At 64.2% G+C, this 23,615-nt stretch carries 21 protein-coding genes and 2 pseudogenes; 16 read left to right on the top strand and 7 right to left on the bottom strand.

The genetic code is table 11. The annotated features are described in order from the left end of the window. Positions 1–31: 31 nt before the first annotated feature. Both AKN83_RS20470 and AKN83_RS20465 read right to left on the bottom strand, forming a co-directional pair. Complete coding sequence (locus AKN83_RS20470; RefSeq protein WP_050405660.1) at positions 32–616, bottom strand: CoA-binding protein; 585 nt, start codon at positions 614–616, stop codon at positions 32–34. Between the two features lie 111 nt (positions 617–727). Continuing rightward, positions 728–1,555: an enoyl-CoA hydratase gene (locus AKN83_RS20465; RefSeq protein ID WP_050405659.1), complete on the bottom strand. Its 828-nt coding sequence runs from the start codon at positions 1,553–1,555 to the stop codon at positions 728–730. 69 nt (positions 1,556–1,624) lie between these two features. Here AKN83_RS20465 and AKN83_RS20460 point away from each other — a divergent pair, with 69 nt between their 5' ends. The 5 genes from AKN83_RS20460 (at position 1,625) to AKN83_RS20440 (ending at position 4,883) form a co-directional block, all read left to right on the top strand. Next, positions 1,625–2,053 (top strand): PaaI family thioesterase, encoded by a 429-nt coding sequence (locus tag AKN83_RS20460; RefSeq protein ID WP_050405658.1) that lies wholly within the window; start codon positions 1,625–1,627, stop codon positions 2,051–2,053. A 152-nt stretch (positions 2,054–2,205) separates the two neighbouring features. After that, on the top strand, positions 2,206–2,670 hold the full coding sequence (gene rplM, locus AKN83_RS20455; RefSeq protein WP_050405657.1) for a 50S ribosomal protein L13: 465 nt from the start codon (positions 2,206–2,208) through the stop codon (positions 2,668–2,670). Next, positions 2,670–3,146, top strand: a complete 477-nt coding sequence (gene rpsI / locus AKN83_RS20450; RefSeq protein ID WP_050405656.1) for a 30S ribosomal protein S9 — start codon at positions 2,670–2,672, stop codon at positions 3,144–3,146. Before rplM ends, rpsI begins: the two co-directional genes overlap by 1 nt. A gap of 238 nt (positions 3,147–3,384) precedes the next feature. Next, on the top strand, positions 3,385–4,602 hold the full coding sequence (locus tag AKN83_RS20445) for a GGDEF domain-containing protein (RefSeq protein WP_050405655.1): 1,218 nt from the start codon (positions 3,385–3,387) through the stop codon (positions 4,600–4,602). Positions 4,603–4,646: 44 nt separating this feature from the next. Continuing rightward, positions 4,647–4,883, top strand: coding sequence for a hypothetical protein (locus tag AKN83_RS20440; RefSeq protein ID WP_050405665.1), 237 nt, complete (start codon positions 4,647–4,649; stop codon positions 4,881–4,883). Here AKN83_RS20440 and AKN83_RS20435 read toward each other — a convergent pair. Next, positions 4,876–6,042, bottom strand: a complete 1,167-nt coding sequence (locus tag AKN83_RS20435) for an AI-2E family transporter (RefSeq protein ID WP_050405654.1) — start codon at positions 6,040–6,042, stop codon at positions 4,876–4,878. The genes AKN83_RS20440 and AKN83_RS20435 overlap by 8 nt on opposite strands. A 277-nt stretch (positions 6,043–6,319) precedes the next feature. Here AKN83_RS20435 and AKN83_RS20430 point away from each other — a divergent pair, with 277 nt between their 5' ends. Beyond that, positions 6,320–7,090 (top strand): gamma-glutamyl-gamma-aminobutyrate hydrolase family protein, encoded by a 771-nt coding sequence (locus tag AKN83_RS20430; RefSeq protein WP_050405653.1) that lies wholly within the window; start codon positions 6,320–6,322, stop codon positions 7,088–7,090. Positions 7,091–7,893: 803 nt separating this feature from the next. Here AKN83_RS20430 and AKN83_RS20425 read toward each other — a convergent pair. Then, on the bottom strand, positions 7,894–8,928 hold the full coding sequence (locus tag AKN83_RS20425) for an aldo/keto reductase (RefSeq protein WP_083992173.1): 1,035 nt from the start codon (positions 8,926–8,928) through the stop codon (positions 7,894–7,896). 278 nt (positions 8,929–9,206) lie between these two features. On the opposite strand from AKN83_RS20425, the gene AKN83_RS20420 reads away from it, so the two are divergent. From AKN83_RS20420 to AKN83_RS20385, 8 genes are all read left to right on the top strand, one after another. Next, a complete protein-coding gene (locus AKN83_RS20420) occupies positions 9,207–9,929 on the top strand; it encodes an ABC transporter permease (protein WP_206600798.1) in 723 nt (240 codons plus the stop codon). Between the two features lie 50 nt (positions 9,930–9,979). After that, positions 9,980–10,978: an ABC transporter substrate-binding protein gene (locus AKN83_RS20415; protein WP_083992143.1), complete on the top strand. Its 999-nt coding sequence runs from the start codon at positions 9,980–9,982 to the stop codon at positions 10,976–10,978. Then, positions 10,975–11,778 carry an ABC transporter ATP-binding protein gene (locus tag AKN83_RS20410; RefSeq protein WP_206600797.1) on the top strand — a complete coding sequence of 268 codons (804 nt, stop codon included), beginning with the start codon at positions 10,975–10,977 and terminating at the stop codon, positions 11,776–11,778. The genes AKN83_RS20415 and AKN83_RS20410 overlap by 4 nt, the downstream gene beginning before the upstream one ends. A 16-nt stretch (positions 11,779–11,794) precedes the next feature. After that, positions 11,795–12,886, top strand: a complete 1,092-nt coding sequence (locus AKN83_RS20405; protein WP_063695440.1) for an LLM class flavin-dependent oxidoreductase — start codon at positions 11,795–11,797, stop codon at positions 12,884–12,886. A 22-nt stretch (positions 12,887–12,908) separates the two neighbouring features. Beyond that, positions 12,909–14,264 (top strand): LLM class flavin-dependent oxidoreductase, encoded by a 1,356-nt coding sequence (locus tag AKN83_RS20400; protein WP_050405650.1) that lies wholly within the window; start codon positions 12,909–12,911, stop codon positions 14,262–14,264. A 363-nt stretch (positions 14,265–14,627) separates the two neighbouring features. After that, complete coding sequence (locus AKN83_RS20395) at positions 14,628–16,901, top strand: hybrid sensor histidine kinase/response regulator (protein WP_172803585.1); 2,274 nt, start codon at positions 14,628–14,630, stop codon at positions 16,899–16,901. A 112-nt stretch (positions 16,902–17,013) separates the two neighbouring features. Next, positions 17,014–18,081, top strand: coding sequence for an ABC transporter substrate-binding protein (locus AKN83_RS20390; protein ID WP_050405648.1), 1,068 nt, complete (start codon positions 17,014–17,016; stop codon positions 18,079–18,081). Positions 18,082–18,135: 54 nt separating this feature from the next. After that, on the top strand, positions 18,136–19,032 hold the full coding sequence (locus AKN83_RS20385; protein ID WP_050405647.1) for a haloalkane dehalogenase: 897 nt from the start codon (positions 18,136–18,138) through the stop codon (positions 19,030–19,032). 92 nt (positions 19,033–19,124) lie between these two features. Here AKN83_RS20385 and AKN83_RS38410 read toward each other — a convergent pair. The 3 genes and pseudogenes from AKN83_RS38410 to AKN83_RS20375 form a co-directional block, all read right to left on the bottom strand. After that, positions 19,125–19,286: pseudogene (locus AKN83_RS38410) on the bottom strand (helix-turn-helix domain-containing protein); the annotation flags it as partial. A 117-nt stretch (positions 19,287–19,403) separates the two neighbouring features. Further along, positions 19,404–20,813 carry a type I glutamate--ammonia ligase gene (gene glnA / locus AKN83_RS20380; RefSeq protein ID WP_050405646.1) on the bottom strand — a complete coding sequence of 470 codons (1,410 nt, stop codon included), beginning with the start codon at positions 20,811–20,813 and terminating at the stop codon, positions 19,404–19,406. Between the two features lie 151 nt (positions 20,814–20,964). Beyond that, positions 20,965–21,303, bottom strand: coding sequence for a P-II family nitrogen regulator (locus AKN83_RS20375; protein WP_011441447.1), 339 nt, complete (start codon positions 21,301–21,303; stop codon positions 20,965–20,967). Between the two features lie 354 nt (positions 21,304–21,657). Here AKN83_RS20375 and AKN83_RS20370 point away from each other — a divergent pair, with 354 nt between their 5' ends. After that, complete coding sequence (locus AKN83_RS20370) at positions 21,658–23,157, top strand: bifunctional ADP-dependent NAD(P)H-hydrate dehydratase/NAD(P)H-hydrate epimerase (RefSeq protein WP_050405645.1); 1,500 nt, start codon at positions 21,658–21,660, stop codon at positions 23,155–23,157. Next, a pseudogene (locus tag AKN83_RS20365) lies at positions 23,132–23,599 on the top strand (GNAT family N-acetyltransferase). The gene AKN83_RS20370 and the pseudogene AKN83_RS20365 overlap by 26 nt, the downstream one beginning before the upstream one ends. Positions 23,600–23,615: the final 16 nt, after the last annotated feature.

The following is a 23,615-nucleotide window of genomic DNA, read 5'->3' as shown; positions in this document are numbered from 1 at the left end:
GGACGAGTGGAGCGATTATTCCGCCGCGATGTCAGGTCGTCTCGGTCTTGTTCTTTGCCGCGCGGTCGGATGCCGCAGTCTGGCCGCCGCCAAAGCTGGTGCGGTTGAGCGACAGCCGCATGCCCTGCGTCGGAATCGGCGCGCGCTTGGAACTCAGCGTGCGCGAGTTGACACCCATCCAGGAGATCTCCGACGACAGCCGGCCATACTCGATTTTCGGGCAGCGGTTCATCACCACCTTGAGTCCCGCGGCCTCCGCCTTCTCGGCGGCGGCATCGTCGCGTGCGCCAAGCTGCATCCAGATCACCTTCGGCAGCGGCGACAATTTCAGCGCTTCCTCGACGACCGGCATAATGTGGCTCGAATTGCGGAAGATGTCGATCATGTCGATCGGGCGATCGATATCCGCGAGCGATGCGACGAACGGCTTGCCCATCAGCGCCTTGCCGACATGGCCAGGGTTTACCGGGATCATGTCGTAGCCGCGTTGCGCCAGATATTTGAACGCGAAATAGCTCGGCCGCACATTGACCGGCGAGGCACCGACCATCGCGATCGATTTCACGTTGTTCAGGATGCTGCGGATGTAGTTGTCGTCGTAGGCGTCGTGATTCATCGGTCTTCCGGGTTTGTCATTCCGGGGCTCGCGAAGCGAGAACCGGGAACCTCGAGATTCCGGGTTCAATGCTGCGCATCGCCCCGGAATGACGACGCGAGAATTGCGTCGTCACTTGTCCTGCCACTTCGGATCGCGCTTCTCGATGAAGGCGCCGATGCCTTCCTCGGCGTCGCGCGCCATCATGTTTTCGGTCATCACCTCGGCGGCGAAGCGATAGGCGTCCGCAAGGCTCATCTCAGCCTGGCGATAGAACGCCTCCTTGCCGAGCTTGACGGTGTAGGCCGATTTCAGCGCGACCTTTTGCGCCAGCGCGATCGCGGCGTCGCGTTCTGCGCCAGCGGATACCACGCGGTTGATGAGGCCGATGCTCTGTGCGGTCGCCGCGGAGACCGGTTCACCGGTCAGCAGCATCTCCATCGCCTGCTTGCGCGGCACGTTGCGCGACAGGGCCACCATCGGCGTCGAGCAGAACAGCCCAATATCGACACCCGGCGTCGCGAACGCCGCAGCGTCGGAGGCGACGGCGAGGTCGCAGCTTGCGACGAGCTGGCAGCCGGCCGCGGTGGCGATGCCCTGGACACAGGCGACCATCGGCTTCGGCAGATGCACGATCGCCTGCATCATCGCGCTGCAGGCGTTCATGATCTCAGCGAAATAGGCGCGGCCGCGATCGGCGTCGGTGCGGCGCGCGGTGAGCTCCTTGAGGTCATGGCCGGCGCAGAATGCCGGGCCGTTGGCGGCGAGCACGACGGCGCGGACGCTCCTGTCGCCGGCGACATCGTTCAGCGCAGCGTGCAACTCGCCGATCAGGCCCTCGGAGAGGCTGTTGCGGGCCGCGGGTCGATTGAGCGTCAGTAGCGCGATACTGCCAATGGTCTCGCGCAGCAGGATCGGCTGATGTTGCGGCGCTTTCGCGCGGACGGCCTGGGCGGACATGACGAAATTCCTCTATCGTGTCTGTGACAATTTAATGTAACAGGCAGGCTGAAGCGAGGGCAGGACCACATGGCGATTGCGAAAATGAGCGTGGCTGATCTGGAGGAATTCCTGCGTAAGGAATTTCCGCAGGCATTCGCCTACGACGACATCCGGATCGAAAGCGCCGACGGCGAGACGGCCTTGCTTCGCCAGCGCTTCAGCGAGCGCATGCTGCGGCCCGGCGGTACGGTCTCCGGGCCGACCCTGATGGGGCTGGCGGATTTTGCGATGTATGTGGTGCTGCTGTCGGCGATCGGGCCGATCGGCCTTGCCGTCACCACCAACCTCAACATCAATTTCCTGCGCAAGGGCCAGCCGGGCCAGGACGTCCTTGCCGTCGCCAAGCTGCTCAAGCTCGGCAAGCGGCTTGCGGTCGGTGAGGTGAACCTGCTGTCCGGCACCTCTCCGGACCCGATCGCCCATGTTACGGCGACCTATTCCATTCCAAATCAATAGTCTTTCTTGAGGTATTATTGCACCATATTTTCAAGTCGCTGTTTTTATTGAGATAATCATGGCGCGTCGATGTTGACGCGCGCCTGCGGCTTCTCTAGAAAGCCGCCAGTTCGGCGCATTCGGCGCCGATTTCCTTTTCACGGATTTCACACATGAGCACGTTCTCGGCCAAGCCCGCCGAAGTGACGAAGAAGTGGGTCGTGATCGACGCCAAGGGTCTGGTCGTCGGTCGTCTCGCCACGCTCGTCGCGATGCGTCTGCGCGGCAAACACCTGCCCACCTACACCCCGCATGTCGACTGCGGCGACAATGTCATCATCGTCAACGCCGCGCATGTGGTGCTGACCGGTCGCAAGCGCGACCAGAAGGTCTACTACAAGCACACCGGCTTCATCGGTGGCATCAAGGAGCGCACCGCGAAGCAGATCCTCGAGGGTCGCTTCCCCGAGCGCGTCGTCGAGAAGGCGATCGAGCGCATGATCCCGCGCGGTCCGCTCGGCCGCATGCAGATGGGCAATCTGCGCGTCTATCCGGGTGCCGAGCATCCGCATGAGGCCCAGAGCCCCGAGAAGGTCGATATCGCTTCCCTGAATCGCAAGAACACGAGGGCCGCATAATGTCCGATACGTTGCAGTCCCTCGACCAGCTCTCGCAGGTCAAGCCGGCAGCTCCCGACGCGCCGAAGTACGTCAAGAAGGTCGACAAGTTCAACCGCGCCTACGCCACCGGCAAGCGCAAGGACGCGGTCGCGCGCGTCTGGATCAAGCCAGGCGCCGGCAAGATCTCGGTCAACACCCGCGACATCGAGATCTACTTCGCCCGCCCGGTGCTGCGCATGATGATCCAGCAGCCGCTGGTCGCTGCCGCCCGTAACGGCCAGTACGACGTGATCTGCACCGTCGCCGGCGGCGGTCTCTCCGGCCAGGCCGGAGCTGTCAGACACGGCATCTCGAAGGCGCTCACCAACTTCGAGCCCGAGCTGCGCGGCGTCCTCAAGAAGGGCGGCTTCCTGACCCGCGACTCGCGTTCGGTCGAGCGCAAGAAGTACGGCAAGGCCAAGGCCCGCAAGTCCTTCCAGTTCTCGAAGCGCTAATTTAAAATTCGCGGCAATTGCCGCGTGCATCACGTTGCAGAGGGCGCCGCGAGGCGCCCTCTTGCTTGCGCCCAACCACGCCTGCTTCGACGCGAATTAGCGCAGTTTTTCAAGAAAACTTGCGTGTGCGTGCAAACGAAATTGGAACTCGGGCCTTCTAGCCTGCGATCTCGCACTGGCGCTGCATCACCGTATTAATTGCGCCTGCGAACGTTGCATCACCGGGCTGGGGTGACTTATGTCGTTCGATCCATCGACGCTTTATCTGTTCGCCACCATGGTCGCGGGCATGCTCGGCGCCATGCTCTGGTTGTTCGGCAGGCAGGAGAACATTGCCGCGCTGAAGTGGTGGGGCACCGCCTATCTGCTCGGCGCGGCCTCGGTCGCGCTGTGGACGGTCGGCAGCTCGACGCTCGATCCGATGATTCTGCTGGGCCTCAATGCGATCGGCTTCGCCGCCTGCGGCATGGTCTGGAATGCCGCGCGCATCTTCCACGGTCGCAAGGCCAACCTGCCGGGTCTCGTGCTCGGCCCGATCGCGTGGATCGGTGCGGTGACGACAATCGCGGATCCGGCGATGCGTCTGACGATCGGCGCCGGGATCGTTGCGATCTATGCCGCGCTGACCGCTTCCGAGCTCTGGAGCGAGCGCCGCCGCGCGATGCAACGTCGCTGGATTGCGATCGCGATCCCGGTCGCACATGGCTGCGTCCTGATGCTGCCGATCCTGGTTGGCGACCTGCTGCGGCTGAACGGCCAGAACTTCGTCAGCAGCTTCTGGGTCACGCTGTTCTCGATCGAGCTCGTGCTGTATGCGATCGGCACGGTGTTCGTGATCTTCATGATGGTGTCGGACCGCGCGGTGGCCGTGCACAAGACCGCCGCTTCGATCGATCCCTTGAGCGGCATGCTCAACCGCCGCGGCTTCACCGAGGCCTGCACACGGGTCATCGAGCGGGAAGCCGTTGCCGGCCGGCCGGTCACCGTGATGATCTTCGACATCGATCATTTCAAGTCGATCAACGACCGCTTCGGTCATCCGGCGGGCGACGAGATCCTGAAACTGTTCTCCGCCGTGGTGGTCAACAGTCTCAGGATCAGCGATCTGTCGGGCCGGATCGGCGGCGAGGAATTCGCGGCGCTGCTGCCGTGCTCGCTGGAGGAGGGCGTGCTCGTCGCCGAGCGCGTGCGCGAGGCGTTCGAGAACAGCAACATCACCTGCGAGGACGGCGCGGTCGACACCACGGTCAGCATCGGCGTGGCCGGTGGACCCGCTGGAACCGAGCTTGAGGTGCTGCTGGCCTCGGCCGACACCGCGCTCTATCAGGCCAAGCGCAGCGGCCGCAATCGCGTCGAGGCGGCGGAGGAATTGCCGCTGTCGCTGGAGAATTGGCGGCGCAAGACCGCGGGCCTGCCGGCATCGGCACGGCAAAAGCCGGCGCCCGCCCGTGCGTGAGCGCAGTAACGACTGGTTAACCATTCGATCCCATGCTTTCGGCCATGGAGTCGATCCGCACCCGCAATCTGCAGTCTGCCTTGATGTCGCTCGAAGCCGACGCGGCCTCGGCACGCGGCGGCTTCGCCTGCCTGTTCTCGGACTCCGGTGAATACGAGACCGCGCTGATCGCCGAACGCCGCGCGCAGGGACGATACCAACCGCCGAGGGCCCGCTGGCCGATCGTGATGCTGCTCGGCGTCATGCTGATGGTCGTCGGTACTGTGCTGCTGTTCAACTGAGCTGCGGTACGTTGCCCTGAGCAGGCGCCGGCGCCTGATCCTCCGCCTTGAAGTGGTCGATCATCACCTTGGCGATCGCCATCAGCGGCAGCGCCAGCGCCAGCCCCCAGATGCCGAACACGACGCCGAGCAGGATCTGGAACGCGAACAGCGTGGCCGGCGGGATGTCGAGCGCCTGGCGCTGGATGATCGGCGTCAGCACGTAGCTTTCCAGTGCGTGAACGCCGAGGAACAGGATGAAGGCCGACAGCGCCGCGATCCACCCGGTCGCAAGGCTAGCCAGCACCACGATCAGCCCGCCGAGGATCGCGCCGACCGTCGGGATGAAGGCGAGCAAGCCGGCCTGGATGCCGAGGATGAACGAGCTCGGAATGCCGATGATGGCGAGGCCGATCCAGGTCACGAGGAACACCGCGGTCATGGTGATGATCTGCGCGATCAGCCAGCGTTCCAGTGTCTCGCCGATGCGGTCGACGATGACGGTCGCCTGCGCGCGGTATTTGGCCGGCGCGATGAACAGCAATCCGGCGCGGTAGATGCTCGGCTGCGCTGCGAAGGCGAGACCGAGGAACAGCACGATGAAGAAGTTGCCGACCACGCTGACGGTGCCGAGCAGCACCTTTAGCGTCTGACTGATGATGGCGCCGCCGCTGGAAGCCAGCGCGCCCGCGCCGGGGATGCCATGCGACTGCGACGACGTTGCGGGCGTCGATGTCGTCGTCGTCACGGCGGTGCCTTCAGCTTTCGCCTCGCCGGCGGCGTTGGTGAAATCGAGATAGCTGGTATCGACACCGTGCTGCTCGAGGAACTCCTTGACGCTGCCGAGCTGCGATTTGATCGTGTTGCTCAGCACCGTGGCCTGCTGTGCGATGGTGGTGCCGCCGAGGAACACGATGCCGGATAGCAGCCCGGCCATCGCCAGGCAGACGATCGCAAGCCGCAGCGCGTGGGGCAGCCCGGTCAGCCGGCCGAGCAGGGTGGTCATGGCATTGAGGGCGACCCCGAGCAGCATGCCCGCGAACAGCAGGAACAGGGTCGCGGCGAACTGCCAAGCGAAGGTCAACAGGGCTGCGAACAGCACGATGCCGATGCCGCCGACGGCGATCGCCCACGCCATGTCGTTACGGGCTTGCAGGCGATTGTCAGCCGGGTCTGTCACGGGTGATTCCCCCTTCGCGACGGTGTCCGGAGCAGTCATTGGCGAAAATCCCGCCGGGATCAAGCCGCCGGGACCGTGCCGGTTTACCGCTGAGGTGCTGTGATCCTGGCGCGACCGTTGGGCGACAGGCCGGATTTCGGCCCCGGGGGCTGCGAATCTGTGCATGATCGCAAGGCCCCCTGTGCAGATATAGGCAGTTGATCCGGGGGGAACTCGAAGGCATGATCGTCTCCGCAACGTCGCAAATTTAGAAGAATCATTGCGCGAGACTTCAATAATGAGACGGCCCGTGGTCGGCGTGATCGGAAACGCCCATCGCATCGAAAATCGTTTCACAGTCCAGATGGTCGGGGAGCGCAACCTTCGCGCGGTTGCCGAGGTGTCGGGCGCGGTGCCCCTGATGTTTGCGGGGAGCCCCGAAATCACCGATGTCGGCGCCTTGCTCGACGTGGTCGATGGCGTGGTGCTGACCGGTGCACGCGCCAATGTTCATCCGACCCGCTTCAACACCGAACCCTGTGCCGCCCACGAGCCCTACGACATCCACCGCGACGATGTCGCGCTGGCGCTGTCGGAGGCCTGTGTCGCGCGCGGCGTGCCGATCTTCGGCATCTGCCGCGGCCTGCAGGAGATGAACGTCGCGTTCGGCGGCTCGCTGCATCCGGAGATCCGCGAGATCCCGGGCCGCATGAACCACCGGATGCCGCGGCTCGAGAACGGCGAGATCCATCCCGATCCGACTGTCGTGTTCGCCGACCGTCACGACGTGGCGCTGACGCCGGGTGGCGCCTTCGCCAAGATCCTTGGCCGCGAGATTATTCGAGTCAACTCGCTGCATGGCCAGGGCATCCTCGAGCCGGGCAAGCGCGTCGTGATCGAGGGCATCGCCGAGGACGGCACCATCGAGGCGATTCGCATCGCCGATGCGCCCGGCTTTGCGCTCGGCGTGCAGTGGCACGCCGAATACGATCCGCAGCGCAACCCGATCAACCGCGCGCTGTTCGAGGCCTTCGGCGACGCCCTGCGCGAGCGCCGGCGGGCGGCGTAGCGATCGTCGCCCATCCCACCCGCTGCTGCCGTCCCGGAGCATTTCAAGCGATAACCGTGTCGGCGCCTTGCACACCATTGTCGCCCCGGCGAAGGCCGGGGCCCATGCTCCGCGGCAGGTGTTGTCAGCCAAACTCGTGGTTCCAGCATCGCTCAACAATAGCCATTCGTGGCTATGGGGCCGGGCCGTCGCCGAGACGACACTGAGCGCGTGGTGCCGATTGCGAGTCACACATCTACGTTCTCGCGGCATCATTTGCCCGAGCTTTGCTCTTCGTCTCGCCACTCTGAGCAGAGGGCGCAGGGAAAGCCGGGTGCCGATCGCACCCATGGGCCCCGTGCAATAGGTAGAAAGCACGGGGGGTAGGACCACAGGTGTAACCGGAGCAATCCGGCTTTCCCTGCGCGATGGGTTACGGCTTACTTCGTGCTCTCCCCGGCGAGACTGGGCTTGCTTGTCACCGTCTTCGCAACGCGCGACCTGCGCAATCGGAAAAGACACCTGCCACCAGGGCGTCAGGACCACACGACTTCACCGTCCGCTTCGTGCGCACTCGTCAGCCGCGCAATCCGCGTCCACCGCATCTCGACCCGCGTTCGTGACGACCGCGAAGCGCCCCTCGATCGGGCGAGACGGGCGGACCATATACCGTGTCGCGCTTCGGATAAAGCGAAATATTTTTCACGACGGGGCTTGCGCCGTCGGGCAACTCAGTGGCACGCGCGCTCAAAGGGGCGCTGCCCGCCGGTGGACGGGCGGCAACCGAAAATGAGGCTCCTGGTTGGTCTCCCGATCTATGGCCGTCAGCGCAGGCCGGCGGAACGGCGAAACAGCCGCTTGAGGTCGGTGGCTGCGGTTTGCCCGGGTTGCAATGTTTCATTGCGATCGTGTTGAACCTGTTGCGGGCGATAAGGCTCTTCCAGCGCATCGAGCTCCTGGTCCGTGAGCTGGATGTCGAGCGCGGCGACGGCATCGTCGATGTGGTGAAGCTTGGTCGCGCCCAGAATCGGGGCGGTTACGGCAGGGTTGTGCAGCAACCAGGCAAGCGCGACCTGGGCGGGTTTGCATCCCCGCGCCTGTGCCACGGCGAGAACGCGATCGATCACGGCGTCGTCTTCCGGACGCGAAAAGTCCTTCACGACGCGGGACCGCTCGGTATTGTCGCGACGGCTGCCGGCCAGCAATCCCCTCGCAAGAGGACTGTAGGGAATGACTCCGACGCCCTGATCGAGACAGAGGGGAATCATCTCTCGTTCTTCCTCGCGATAAAGAAGATTATACTTGTTCTGCATGGTGACGAATTTCGTCAGGCCGTTCGCCTGCGCAAGCGCCTGGAGCTTGGCGAACTGGAACGCGTGCATGCTGGAAGCGCCGATGTGGAGGGCCTTGCCGGCGCGCACCACGGCATCAAGCCCCTCGAGGATCTCCTCGTAAGGCGTCAAGGGATCGAGGCGGTGGATCTGGTACAGGTCGACATAGTCGGTGCCGAGGCGACGCAAACTGTCATCGATGGCGTGTCGAAGATGCTTGCGCGACAATCCCCGCTGGTTGGCGTCGGCGCCCGTCGCAAAAAACACCTTGGTGGCGATGACGACCTGATCCCGTCCTGCGGCGTAGCGCTTTACCGCACGTCCCAGGATCTCTTCACTCAGGCCGGACGAGTACGAGTCGGCGGTATCGAAGAAGGTAAAGCCGGCCTCAAAGGCGCGACGATAGTGATCTTGCGCCTGCTCCTCGCTCAGCGCCCACGGCATCCAATCCTTCGAGCCATAGCTTGAACATCCGAAGGCAATTCGCGACACCTGGATTCCGGTGTTCGCGAGCGTTCCATACTTCATCTGCATATTCCTTCACTGTCGCGCGGGCCTTTGCGAGATGTGTCATCACGCTTGGCTCCAAACTATGGAATATCTTGTCTGCCGAAATGGTCTAGCTTGCTCGCACTGCAAGAGCGCGGTCGCAAGCTTGATCTTCGACCGTAGCGTAATAAGGCGTGGCTATGTCAGTCGAGTCGATCGAAACCGTCGTTGATGTTCAGACCGCTGAGAAGGATCAAGGCACAACGCTGCGCTCGCTTGCTGCCAAGCTTCCGTGGATCGTCATCGTTCAGATATTGGTGGTCGCCGCGATCCTGCTCGCCGTGCAACTGGCTGTTGACAGCGGCGCAGTGAAACGAATCTATCTGGCCTCGCCGACGCAGATTCTTGGTGCTTTCCCCCAGCTCTTTACCAGGGAGAATTTGCTCTTTCATCTTTCGGTGACGCTCGCCGAAGCTGGCGTCGGCGTGACGCTCAGCGCGGTCCTCGGCATTGCGACCGGCATCGCCATGGGCCTGTTCCCGAAGGTGCATCGGTTTCTGAACCCGTTCCTGATCTGGTTCATGGCGATTCCGAAGGTCACCATCATTCCGCTTCTCACCCTCTATTTGGGTCTCGGCTTCGAACACAAGGTGTTCATCATCTTTCTGTTCTGTTACTTCCTGTTCGTCTTCAATACGATCGCCGGCATCAAGCAGGTTCAGGACAATCACATCAAGGTCGCGCGGGCGCTCGGGGCGACGCAGCGTCAGATCATCTGGAAAGTGGTGCTGCCGTCAGCCACGCCGTCGATCGTGGCCGCGGTCCGCATCGAGGCCGCCACCTGTCTGCTTGCAACGCTGTTCGCCGAAATCGTTGCCTCCAAGGCCGGCGTCGGCAACCTCCTCAACAAATTGTCGGGCATCTACGACACCGCCGGTGTGTTTGCCCTCGTCATTCTCGTCACGTCGATCGCATTGCTGATCATCTATCTGGTGGATCTGCTCGAAAGGCGTGTTTTGCTCAAGTGGAAATACGTCTGACCGATCCCGGCTTCGCGTCTTCCCGTCACCGCTCGTTCGAAGGATCGATCATGCGCTCACCTGGCCTTTCGGCTCGTCTTCTTGTCTTGGCTTCGCTCGCTCTCGGCTTCTCCGTGCCGGCCGGCGCACAGGAGAAGAAAACCCTCAAGCTTCAGGATACGACAAGCTATACGCAGCAACCCATCGTGTTCGGGGTAGAGAAAGGGTTCTTCGCCGAGGAGGGGCTGACCGTCGAGTTTGTCGGGACGCAAGATCCGGTCACGGCCACCTCGCGCGGCGATGTGACGTTCGCCTTCGGGCCGACCAGCGTCTATCTGCGTGCTGCGGCCCTCGGGGCGCCGATCAAGATCGTCTCCGCCGCCTTCCGCTCGAAGGGGCCGTATTTTCTGATCGCCCGGAAAGGCATCAAGTCGTTCGCAGATCTGAAGGGCAAGACGATCGGGGTCGGACCGGACACCAGCGGCAATCTCGCGTCGGTCGCGCGCTATCTGCTGAAGGCCGAAGGGATCAATCCCGACCGCGATTTGACGCTGTTTGCTGCCGGCGCGACCGAAAAGGCGTACGGCGCACTGGAAACCGGCCAGGTCGACGCCACCATTATCCACCAGCCCTTTGCGGCGCTCGGTGAGATCGAGGGCGTCTCGACCACATTGGCGCGTGCCTGGGACTACCTTCCGACCTATCACACCGGTGTTTTGATCGCGGGCGACGCGGTGATCGCCCAGGATCCGGATCTGCTGCGGCGCGGTCTGCGAGCCTACTTCAAATCCTACACTTATGCCAAGGCGCATTACGACGAATATCTGCCCTGGTTGCAGGCGCGCCTGAAGATCAATCCGGAGGCGGTGAAGCGCGCCATCTATCAGGAGGACGATGTCTGGGACGCCAATCCGGCGATCGATCCGCAGGCGATCCACGACACCCAGCAGTTGGAGATCGATGTCGGCAATCAGAAGGAGTTCTACGACGCCGCCAAATACATCGATGTCCGCTTCATCCCACAGGAATATGTGAAGCCGTTCGTCTATCCCGCGCGCAAGACGCAGTGAGCGAGAGCAAGCAGGGGCGCGAGGGGCACATGCCGGCCTTCACCATCAGATCTCTCGACAAAGTCTATCCGGGAGCGCCGCCGGTGCGTGCGCTGAGCAACATCAGCTTCTCGGTGGAGGAGGGCGAGTTCATCGTCCTGCTCGGCCCGAGCGGGTGCGGCAAAAGCACGCTGCTGGAAATTCTCGCCGGGCTGCAGCTGCCCAGCGGCGGCTCGGTACTGTTTCGCAACAAGCCGATCGACGGTCCGGGCGGAGAACTCGGCGTCGTGTTCCAGGATGCCTCGCTCTACCCGTGGCGAACGGTTGCGGCCAATGTCGGTCTGGGGCTCGAATTGCGCGGGGTGGACAAGGTTGAAGCCCGACGATTGGTCGAGGAGCAGCTGTCCCTGGTCGGGCTCGCCGGCTTTGGCGGCAAGTTTCCACACCAGATTTCCGGCGGCATGAAGCAGCGCGCCGGTATTGCGCGTGCGCTGGTCGGCGACCCCGATGTCATCCTGATGGACGAGCCTTTCGGAGCTGTCGATTACGTCACGCGCAACAAGTTGCAGGAGGACCTGATCCGCATTTGGCAGCAGCGCCGCAAGACCATCGTCTTTGTGACGCACGACGTTGGCGAGGCCGTGTTTCTTGCCGATCGCATCGTCCTGCTGTCGCCGCGGCCCGGACGGATCGCCGAAATCGTCACCCTCGACCTGCCGCGTCCGCGTCAGCGCGGCGACATCGAACTTCTGCAACGCGAAGCCCGGATCTACGAGGCGCTCCGCGCACTGGAGCCAGCCGCGACGGCAATCATGGCCTGACCGAACGGAGATCAAAATGGCCAAACCGCTCCACCTCGGCTTTCTCTATGCGCCGCAATCCGGGCATCAGACGCACGACGAGAGTTTCGATCCCCTGAACCCCATTCACCTGACGTCGCTTGCGCGTGACCTGGAGGGGGCCGGCTTTGCCTTCCTCCTGGTCGACGACAGTGTCGGTCATGCGGCGCCTGCGCGCAGCGAAGCGTTCACGACGGCGTCCTTCCTCGCGACCAGGACGAGACACATTGGTCTGATCGCCGCGGCCAACACCAGCTATGTGGAGCCTTACAACGTGACGCGGCTCGCCGCTTCGCTCGACCATGTCACGCATGGGCGTGCCGGCTGGCTCGTCGCGACCGGCGTGGCCGATCCGGCCGGCGCCAATTACGGGCAGGCCGCCTTTGCGCCAGATCTCCACTATCAGCGTGCCGAAGAAATTCTCGATATTGCACGCCGGCTCTGGGATAGCTGGGAAGATGACGCCTTCGTTCGCGACAAGCGGAGCGGCGTGTTCGTCGATGGCGCAAAAATCCATCCGATCGATTACATCGGCGCTTCCTTCACGGTGAAGGGGCCGCTGAACGTCGCACGGCCGCCGCAGGGACAGGTCATCGTTGCTCATCGCGTCGTGGACAGGCGGTCGGCGGAGTTTGCAGGACGGCACGCCGATATCGCAATCCTGGGGGCTGCGACGGCGGGCGATATCGCAGCCTTGCGTGCCAATGTGATTGCTGCGGCGAGCGGAGCCCGTCGTGAGGAGCAACATGTGCGTCTGTTTGCGGAGATCGTCCCCGTCATCGGCCCGGACCACGCGGCGGGTGCGCCGGGAGCCACCTCCGCCAGCTTCCTGTCTGGTACTGCGACGAAGATCGTGGACGAGATCGAGGCACTGACGAATGCCGTGACGCTGGACGGCCTGTTGGTGGCGCCTCGGGTCCTGCGCAGCGGCCTCGATGCCTTTTCCCGGGATGTCGTCCCGGAGCTGGTGCGACGGCAGCGACTGCTATCCGCCAACGGATCGATCACCTTGCGCGAACGGCTCAACCTGAGCCGGCCGCGCAACATCTTCGAACACAAGGCACCTCAGCACGCCAGCACGGCAGGCTGAATCACTCTGCGAGCGTTTCATCATGTCCAAGCGAGAACTCCATTTCGGCCTGATGTTCTGGGCCGGCGGCACGCACCCCAGCGGTTGGCGCTATCCTTCCTCGCATGCAGGTGCCGCATTCGACATCGAGTTCCTGCAGCGGGTCACCCAGCTTGTGGAAGCTGCCAAGTTCGATTTCCTGTTTCTTGGCGACCGGCTGGCGAGCGATCCAAGCCTGCAGACCACCAATCCCTCCCAGATGTCGCGCCTTGAACCCTTCGTGTCCGGTGCGAGTCTCGCGGCAGCGACCAGCCATATCGGCATCGTCGTAACCGCCAATCCGACCTACTACGACCCCTATAATCTCGCGCGCATGTTCGCTTCGCTGGATCACCTCAGCCAGGGCCGCGCGTCGTGGAATCTGGTGACCGGGGCGGACGAGATCGCAGCGGGAAATTTCTCCCGGCAGGCCCATTGGGATACCGAGCGACGCTATGATTGGGCCGATGAATTCGTCGCCGTGGTGCGGGGACTCTGGGACAGCGATGCGATCACTCCGCTGCACCACAAGGGGCGCTATTTCGAGGTCGCCGGGCCGCTCAACGTGAAGCGCCCGCCGCAAGGCCACCCGGTGATCCTGCATGCCGGCACATCGGACCGTTCGCGCGAACTCGGCGCACGCGATGCCGATGTCATCTTCGCCGGTCAGGCGACGATCGAGAGTGCGAAGGCCTACTACGCCGATGTCAAATCCAGGGCCGGCAAATACGGCAGGGCGGATAGCGAGATCGCCATTCTGCCCGGGCTCACCCCGGTCGTAGCGGAAACCACCCAGCAGGCGGTCGCGATCTATGACCATCTCAATTCATTCATCGCGCTGGAGCCCGACGGCGATGGCGGTGAGGCCAGCCGCTACGGCTCTCTCGGCAGAATGGGCAAACGCCGCAACCTCACGGCGGTGTCGGCTGCGATCGGCGTCGACGTGTCGGGTCAGAACCGCGATGCGCCCGTCGATCCAATCGTGCTGGCAGAGGCCAACGAAGACGGCCGGCGGCTGTTTGCCGACGTCACGCGCCTCACTCGCCGCGACGTGAAAGGCCCCGACCGTCTGACCTATCGTGATCTCATCATCGGGCACATCAGCACCGGCGCCATCGTGGTCGGCGATGCGAAGGAAGTCGCCGACCACATCCAGCACTGGTTCGACGAACGGGCGGCTGACGGCTTCAATATCTTCCCGCCCTATGTGCCGGAATCGGTCGAGGCCTTTACCGGCCTTGTCGTGCCCGAGCTGCAGCGGCGCGGCCTCTACCGGACCGATTATTCCGGTTCGACCTTTCGCGATCATCTGGGCCTGGCAAAGCCGGGGCCGATCCTCTCCAATGCCACCAGCCTTTGAGGCTGGCCTCGCTGCGTGGGGGGCCGCGCGTTTCGTCCGTGGCGATCGGGACGGCTCTGCACCGCGCCGAGCATAGGCCGATTGCGGCCCGCGGCGCCGCCCGGCGCCCACGCGAAGATCTCCCCGGCGTTGGAGGAGGTTCAGCCGCCATGGGCGTGTGCCGGCCATCAATCTCCGTACTTATACGGATATGAAAGTGGCGGATTGCGAGGCCGGACTCGGCTAAGCAAGAAGGGGCAAGCTACCCGATATTGCCCCGGCGCCGACGATCCTTTCCGATATTGTTTTGCTTTTCCATTTTCCGGTGCAACTGCTCACGATGAGTTGGTCGGGATGAATTTGTCGGGCCGACTGGCGGCCGGGATGATGCTTCCCGTCGTCACACTCCTGCTCGCGCTGGGCTTCATCCATGGCGTCACCTGGCCGGGCATTCTGCTCGCTTGTGGCGTGATTTCGGTGGTGTTGATGACGGCTGAGATGATTGCGAGGTCGCTGTCCAGAACGCCCGCCCAGTTGGTGCGGGCGGCGGAGGCGCTGTCGCGCGGCGAGCCGGTCTCGATACGCCCGGGCGGCGACGAGGAGGCGGCCCAGCTCGCCGCGACGCTCGCCGAACTGTCGGCGCAATTGGGCAGCCGGCAGCATTTGCTGGAGAAGACCGTCGAGAGCATCCGCGATCCGGTGGTGGTCGCCGACGAGCATCGGGTGATCGTGATCGTCAACGCCGCGGCGCGGCGGCTGTACCGGGTCGAACCCGGCTTTGACATCCTGACCGGTGTTCGCACCTTCCAGAATTACTACGCCGATGGCACGACGGTGATGCCGATCGCCGAGACGCCGATGGCGCGTGCGCTGCGCGGCGAGGATATCGACGATTGCGAGCTGATCGTCAAACCGCTGCGGCCGGAACCGGCTGTCTGTCTCGTCGCCAACGCGAGGCCGCTGCGCGACGATGCCGGCAATTTGCGCGGCGCGGTCATCGTGCTGCGCGATGTCACCGCGGAGCGTCAGGCGCATCGGGCGCTGGTGGAGAGCGAGCAGATGGCGCAGGTCATCGTCAGGACCGCGCTCGACGCCTTCGTGCAGACCGACCAGGACGGCATCATTCTCGAGTGGAGCCCGCAGTCCGAGACGCTGACCGGCTGGACGCGCTCGGAGGCGGTCGGCCGCCGCGTGGTCGAGCTGGTGTTCCCGGAAGAGCTGCGGGTTGCGCACCGGCAGCGCATCACCCGCTTCCTGCAGGAGACCGCGGCCGGCGGGATGGGCATGCGCTATGAAACCGCATCCGTGCACCGCGACGGCCACCGGTTCTACGTCGAGGTCTCGCTCAACGCGCTGCGCCGCGGCGATGGCTGGATCATCAACTCCTTCGTCAGGGACGTCACCCAGCGCCGGCGCGCCGAAGAACAACTGATCCAGGCGCAGAAGACGGAATCGCTCGGGCGGTTGACCGGCGGCATCGCGCATGACTTCAACAACATGCTGACCGTGATCACCGGCACGATCGAGATCCTCGCCGATGGAGTGAAGGACAACCCGCAGCTTGCCGCGATCGCCAAGCTGATCAGCGACGCCGCCGATCGCGGCGCTCAGCTCACCTCGAGCCTGCTGGCATTCGCGCGCAAGCAGTCGCTGCAGCCCGCCGAGACCGACGTCAACGACCTGATCGGCGAAGTGGTGCGGCTGCTGTCGCAGACGCTGGGATCGCAGACCGAGATCAGGACGGAGCTCGGCCGCGACGCCTGGCTCGCCTTCGTCGACCGCAGCCAGCTTGGCGCCGCGCTGGTCAATCTCGCCATCAATGCGCGCGATGCGATGCCCCAGGGTGGCACCCTGACCTTTGCGACCCGTAACATGCAGCTCGGGATTCCCGATGCCGTGGCGCACGGCGTCGAGCGCGCCGGCGATCATCTCGTAATCGAGGTGAGCGATACCGGTATCGGCATTTCGCCGTCGCATCTGGAGAAGATCTTCGATCCGTTCTTCTCCACCAAGGAGGTCGGGCAGGGCACCGGGCTCGGCCTCAGCATGGTGTTCGGTTTCGTCAAGCAGAGCGGCGGCGGGATCGAGGTCAAGAGCGAGCAGGGGCGCGGCACCATCTTCAGGATCTATCTGCCCAAGGCGGACGGCACCGCGCAGCGCGCGGTCGCGGAGGACGAGCTGCCGGTCAGGGGCGGCAACGAAACCATCCTGTGCGTCGAGGACGACCCCACGATCCGCGACTACGTCACGGGCCAGCTCGAAGGCCTCGGCTACAAGGTGCTGGTTGCGGCAAACGCAGATGCCGCGCTCGCGATCGTCAATAGCGGCACCGCGTTCGATCTCCTGTTCACCGACATCGTGATGCCGGGCAGCATGAACGGCCGGCAATTGGCGGAGACGCTGATGGCCGGGCGCCCGGCGCTGCGGGTGCTGTTCACCTCGGGCTACAGCGACGGCGCGTTGCCGGCGCAACAGGGCCGCGGCGGCCACGGCATTCCGCTGCTGACCAAGCCCTACCGGCGCAGCGAACTGGCGCGGATGCTGCGGCGCTGCCTCGACCTTCAGGTCGACTTTCAGGGCGATCCGGTTCCGCAGCCTTACTCCGTGCAGCCCGATCTCGAACGCTTCCTGCGCGAGAACCCGCCAGAGAAGATGTAAGGCACCCGAGACGCGGTTCGTAGGATGGGTTTCGCTTCGCTCTACCCATCCTACGCGCTATGCTCCCGCAACAAGGTGTGGCCGGTTAACGGCCCGATTCAGGGAGCATGGAATGCAGGACCGCAAATGGTCGAGACGCCACTGGCTCAAGGCGACGGCGGCGACGGCCGCGGGCATGGTGTTCGCCGAACCGTTGCGGGCGGCGGCGCCGCCGGCTGAGGCTGTGACGCCGGAGCTGATCGCAGCCGCCAAGAAGGAAGGCAAGATCTCGTTCTACAGCGCGCTGGAATTGAACACGGCCGAGCGCCTCGCGCGCGACTTCGAGCAGAAATATCCCGGCATCAGCGTCCGCGTCGAGCGTTCCGGCGCCGAGCGCATCTTCCAGCGCATCGCGCAGGAGCAGGGCAGCGGCATCCACGCCGTCGACGTCGCCAATTCGACCGATCCCGCGCACTACCTCGACTGGAAGAAGAACGATTGGCTCGCGGCCTATCTGCCGGAAGACGTCGCCAGGCATTTCCCGACCGATCAGATCGATCCCGACGGCACCTCGGCGACATCCTGCGCCTGGTTCGAGGTAATCGGCTACAACACCGAGCAGGTGAAGCGCGAGGAGGCGCCGAAGAGCTACGCCGACCTGCTCGACCCCAAATGGCGCGGCAAGATCGTCAAGGGGCACCCGGGCTATTCCGGCGCGATCATGACCGCGACCTTCGTGCTGGCGCGCGATCTCGGCTGGCCGTATCTGGAGAAGCTTTCGCAGCAACGGGTAATGCAGGTCCAATCGGCGGCCGATCCACCGAAGAAGATTCTGCTCGGCGAGCGCGCGGTCATGGCCGACGGCAATGACTACAACCTCGTCCTCGCCAAGGATCAGGGCAAGCCGGTCGAGGTGGTCTACCCGGCTGAGGGCGCACCGCTGATCATCGTGCCGAGCGGCATCTTCAAGAGCGCGCCGAACCCGAACGCGGCGCGGCTGTTCCAGAGCTACGTCTTCAGCGCCGAGACCCAGCAGATGCTGGCCGACGAATTCGCGCACCGCTCTTTCCACGCCAAGGTGAAGGAGAAGGCCGGGCACGTACCGCTCGACAAGCTGAAAATGCTGAAAGCCGATCCGGCGCAGGTGCAGGCGCAGAGCGAGGAGATCAAGGCGCGCTACGCGAAGCTGTTCCGGGTATGACGGCCGGTCCTCTCCCATCTTGCGAGCGACACCAACGACGAGGAGCATTGGACAATGGCGATCGGGGCTTTGCGGACCGCGGATGCACGCTTTGACGGCCTTCCCGGCTATGCGTTCGCGCCCAACTATCGTGACGATCTTCCCGGCTATGCCGGTCTGCGCATGCACTATCTCGACGAGGGACGGGGCAATGCCCGTGTTGCGCTGTGCCTTCATGGCCAGCCGACCTGGAGCTACCTTTACCGCAAGATGATTCCCGGCCTCGTCGCCTCCGGCTATCGGGTGGTCGCGCCGGATATGTTCGGGTTCGGTCGCTCCGACAAGCCTGTCGAAGAGGCCGTCTACACCTTCGAGTTCCATCGCGACAGCCTGATCGCCCTGATACGTGCGCTCGATCTCGGCCGCGTCACGCTGGTTTGCCAGGACTGGGGCGGCTTGCTCGGTCTTACCATCCCGATGGACATGGCCGATCGCTTTGAAGCGCTGCTGATCATGAATACGATGCTTGCGACCGGCGACCGGCCGCTGACGAAGGGCTTCATGGATTGGCGCGCGTGGAGCAACGCGAATCCCGACATGGCCATCGGCAAGCTGATGGCGCGCGCCTGCCCGCAGCTCTCGTCCGCGGAGGCAGCGGCCTATGACGCGCCTTTCCCGGATGCCAGCTACAAATCCGGTGTGCGCCGCTTCCCGAATCTCGTGCCGGACCAGCCCGATGCCGGCGGCGCGGCCCTCTCGCGCAGGGCGCGCGAATGGTGGCGAAGCGAATACGGCGGCAAGACCGCGATGGTGATCGGCATGACCGACCCGGTGCTCGGGCCGGCCGTGATGGCGGAGATGCGGCAGACGGTCCGCAATTGCCCCGAGCCGGTCACGCTCACCGCAGCCGGACACTTCGTGCAGGAATGGGGCGAGGATGTCTTGAAGGGCGCGCTGCCGCTGCTGTCCTGAACGCGGAGGATGGGCGCAGAACCGGGCAAGGCAGCACCCGCAGGATGGGTTTCGCTGCGCTCTACTCATCCTGCAGCTCTCATTCTACCGGCTCAGGCTGCACGCAACGTCTGCTGCGCACGATAGGCCTGCGGCGACAGCAGCGTGAGCTTGCGGAAGGCCTTGCGAAAGCTGCTCTCGTCCTCATAGCCGGTGGCGCGGGCGATGGCCTTGATCGGTTGCGCTGTCGTCTCCAGCAGCGTGCGGGCGTGCTCGACGCGGCGGCGTCATGGACTGACTCCGCGGCGCGCAGGATCGCGCGGGCTACATCGCCACAAAACAAAAGGCGCTTCCGGTGGAAGCGCCTTTCGCATTTCACGGTGCCGTAGAGTTTACAGCGAGTAGTACATTTCGAACTCGACCGGGTGCGGGGTCATTTCGAAACGGGCGACCTCGGTCATCTTCAGCTCGATATAGGCGTCGATGAAGTCGTCGTCGAACACGCCGCCGTTCTTGAGGAACGCCCGATCCTTGTCGAGGCTCTCGAGCGCCTCGCGCAGCGAGCCGCACACGGTCGGGATCTGCTTCAGCTCTTCCTTCGGCAGATCGTAGAGGTCCTTGTCCATCGCCGGGCCCGGATCGATCTTGTTCTTGATGCCGTCGAGGCCGGCCATCAGCATCGCGGCGAAGCCGAGATAGGGATTGGCCATCGGGTCGGGGAAGCGGACCTCGACGCGCTTGGCCTTCGGGTTCGCCGTGTAGGGGATGCGGCAGGAGGCCGAGCGGTTGCGCGCGGAGTAGGCGAGCAGCACGGGGGCTTCATAGCCCGGGACCAGACGCTTGTAGGAGTTGGTCGACGGGTTGGTGAAGGCGTTGATCGCCTTGGCGTGCTTGATGATGCCGCCGATGTAGTGCAGACAGGTCTCCGACAGGTCGGCATACTTGTTGCCGGCGAAGGTCGGCTTGCCTTCCTTCCAGATCGACTGGTGCACGTGCATGCCCGAGCCGTTGTCGCCATAGACCGGCTTCGGCATGAAGGTGGCGGTCTTGCCGTAGATGTGGGCGACCTGGTGAATGCAGTATTTGTAGATCTGCATCTGGTCGGCCATCAGCGTCAGCGTGTCGAACTTCATGCCGAGCTCGTGCTGGGCAGAGGCGACTTCGTGGTGGTGCTTCTCGACCTTGACGCCCATCTTGGCCATCGCGCCGAGCATCTCGGAGCGCATGTCCTGCACGGAGTCCTGCGGCGGCACCGGGAAGTAGCCGGCCTTGGTGCGGATACGATGGCCGAGGTTGCCTCCCTCATATTCGGTCGCCGAGTTGATGGGCAGCTCGGAGGAGTCGAGGCGGAAGCCTGTGTTGTAGGGGTCGGCCGAGTAGCGCACGTCGTCGAACACGAAGAACTCGGCCTCGGGGCCGACGAACACGGTGTCGCCCACGCCCATCGACTTCACCATCGCCTCGGCCTTCTTGGCGATGCCGCGGGGGTCGCGGTTGTAGGGCTCGCCGGTGGTCGGCTCGAGCACGTCGCAGGTGATGACCATGGTGGTCTCGGCGAAGAACGGGTCGATCGTCGCGGTGACCGGGTCGGGCATCAGGCACATGTCGGATTCGTTGATCGCCTTCCAGCCGGCGATCGACGATCCGTCGAACATCGTTCCCTCGGCGAAGATGTCATCGTCGATCATGCTGACGTCGAAGGTCACGTGCTGCCACTTGCCGCGCGGATCGGTGAAGCGCAGGTCGACGTATTTGACGTCGTTGTCCTTGATCGATTTCAGGACGTCTTTGGCGGTCTTCATGAATACCCCTTATGGATGTGCGGGTCGGTTTCCAGCGGAGAGCGACGTTATTCCCGCTTTTGGCGAGTTCGTGTGACTGCTGAAACGAAATCAGGCTGCCGAAGCAGCCTTTTTTCTCTTTTGCCGTCAGAAAATCCGGATAGCACCGCCCTTAAATAGCGTCCAGCCCGGATTCGCCGGTCCGGATGCGGATGGCTTCCTCGATGTTGGAGACGAAGATCTTGCCGTCGCCGATCCGTCCGGTCTGGGCCGCGCGGCGGATCGCGTCGATCGCCTTCTCGACGAGGTCGTCGCCGATCACGATCTCGATCTTCACCTTGGGCAGGAAGTCGACGATGTATTCCGCACCGCGATAGAGCTCGGCATGGCCCTTCTGGCGGCCAAATCCCTTGGCCTCGGTCACGGTGATGCCTTGCAGTCCTACTTCCTGGAGCGCTTCCTTCACCTCGTCGAGCTTGAAGGGCTTGATGATGGCTTCAATCTTCTTCACTGAGCGCCTCCCGGGCATTGCAGATTGCAGGGTCGAGTTCGATGCGCGTGGGGCGCAGTCTGGTTGGTCTTACGCCTTCCGGCGCCTGGCCGAAAACACGCGCAATGGTCGCATCGAGCGGCCTTGCGCGTGGCTTCCTCAAAAGCAGGGTCTATGCCAAGTTGTTAAGGTCCCCGATTTCGGAATGTTATCAGCCTTTTAACAGGCAATCGGCTGATATCGAACCACACGGGCTAAGATAGCCAAGCCCAACAAATAGGCAAATAGATCAATCCATATGCATTGGGCCAGTAGAAACTCCGCGAACGTCACAGGAATTGCCTCTCGAAAAGGCGAAGCGATTGAGGATTCGGCATGGACGTTCTGACCACCATCGAGATGGAGCGCGCCGACCGGCTGACCATCGCAGCCGGCACGCCGGGCTTCGCGCTGATGATGAGCGCCGGCCAGGCCGTCGCGGAAGCCGCGATGGACCTGGTCGAGGAGGGGCCGATCGTGGTGGTCGCCGGCCGCGGCAACAATGGCGGCGACGGCTTCGTCGCTGCCGCCGAGCTTGCCGCGCGCGGCCGCGAGGTGTCGGTGATCCTGCTCTGCGAGCGCGACAGTCTGCAGGGCGACGCGGCGCTGGCGGCGAAGGGCTGGAAATATCCGGTGCTGCCGTTCAACCCGCAGGCGCTCGGCAAGCCGGCGCTGATCATCGACGCGCTGTTCGGTGCTGGCCTCAATCGCCCGGTCAAGGGCGATCCGCTGGAGATGATCACGGCGATCAACGCTAACGGTACGCCGGTGCTGGCGGTCGATCTGCCAAGCGGCATCAACGGCACCACGGGCGCTGTCATGGGCGCGGCCGTGCAGGCCACCGAGACCGTCACCTTCTTCCGCAAGAAGCCGGCGCATCTGTTGCTGCCGGGCCGGATGTATTGCGGCCGGGTGCGCGTTGCCGAAATCGGTATCGATCCGCAGGTGCTCGACGAGATCAAGCCGCTGACCGCGGAGAACCTGCCGCAGGCCTGGCGCTGGTCGTTTCCAGTGCCGCGGATCGACGGCCACAAATACGCAAGGGGCCACGCCGTCGTGGTCTCGGGCGATCTCGCTTCGACCGGGGCGGCGCGGCTCGCCGCGCGCGCGGCGCTGCGCGCAGGGGCGGGCCTCGTCACGCTGGCCTCGCCGCGCGATGCGCTCGCCGTCAACGCGGCGGCGCTGACCGCGGTGATGGTGCGCGCGGTCGACAACCCGATCCAGTTCGCTGAGCTGCTCGACGACAAGCGTCTCAATGCCTGCGTGATCGGCCCCGGCGCCGGCGTCAGCGCGCGCACCCGTGACTTCGTCCACACCGCGCTGTCGGCGCAGCGACACCTGGTGCTCGACGCCGACGCGCTGACGAGTTTTGCAGGTTCGCCGGACCGGCTGTTCGAAGCAATCAAGGCCTCCGACGGCCAGCAGGTGGTGCTGACGCCGCATGAGGGCGAGTTCCCGCGGCTGTTCAGCGATATCTCCAACAAGCATCCCGGCCGCTCCAAGCTCGAGCGCGTGCGCGCGGCAGCCGAGCGCTCCGGCGCGGTGGTGCTGCTCAAGGGCGCCGACACCGTGATCGCATCTCCCGACGGCCGCGCCACCATCGCCGCGAACGCGCCGCCCTGGCTCGCGACTGCGGGCGCCGGCGACGTGCTGTCGGGCATCATCGCAGGTTTCCTGGCGCAGGGCGTCGCGGCCTTCGAGGCTGCCAGCATGGGCGTATGGATGCACGGCGAGGCGGCCGGCGAGGCGGGACCCGGCCTGATCGCGGAGGATCTCACCGAGGTGCTGCCGGCCGTGTTCCGCCGTCTCTATGACGAGTTCGGGATTGAGTACTAGGCGGCTCGCGCTTGCCGACATGGACGCCGCCGCGTGCGTGCATCGTGCGGCGTTCGACGATGCGCTGCCCTGGCTCGCCGGTCTGCACACGCCTGATGAATACCGCTGATTCTACCGCGAGCGGATGTTTACCGCCTGCACGCTATGGGGCGTGTTCGACGGCGAGGCGATGAATGCGATGATCGCGTTCCGCGACGATTGGATCGCGCAGCTCTATGCGCTGCCGGCCGCGCAGGGCCGCGGCATCGGCAGCGCGCTGCTCGAAATCCCGCAGTAGGGCGCGGACCGTATGCAGCTCTGGACCTTCCAGCGCAATGCGCGGGCGCGCCGGTTCTACGAAGCGCGCGGCTTTGTACCGGTTGAAGCGACCGACGGCAGCCGCAACGAGGAGAAGGAGCCGGACGTGCGCTATCTCTGGAGGCGCGGCCGCGAGCTAGTCTAGCCGGGATACCGGTCCG

Source organism: Bradyrhizobium embrapense (assembly GCF_001189235.2).
Taxonomy (GTDB): Bacteria; Pseudomonadota; Alphaproteobacteria; order Rhizobiales; family Xanthobacteraceae; genus Bradyrhizobium; species Bradyrhizobium embrapense.
Note: the sequence above shows the minus strand (reverse complement) of the source record. Positions and strands in the feature narration are given on the sequence as shown.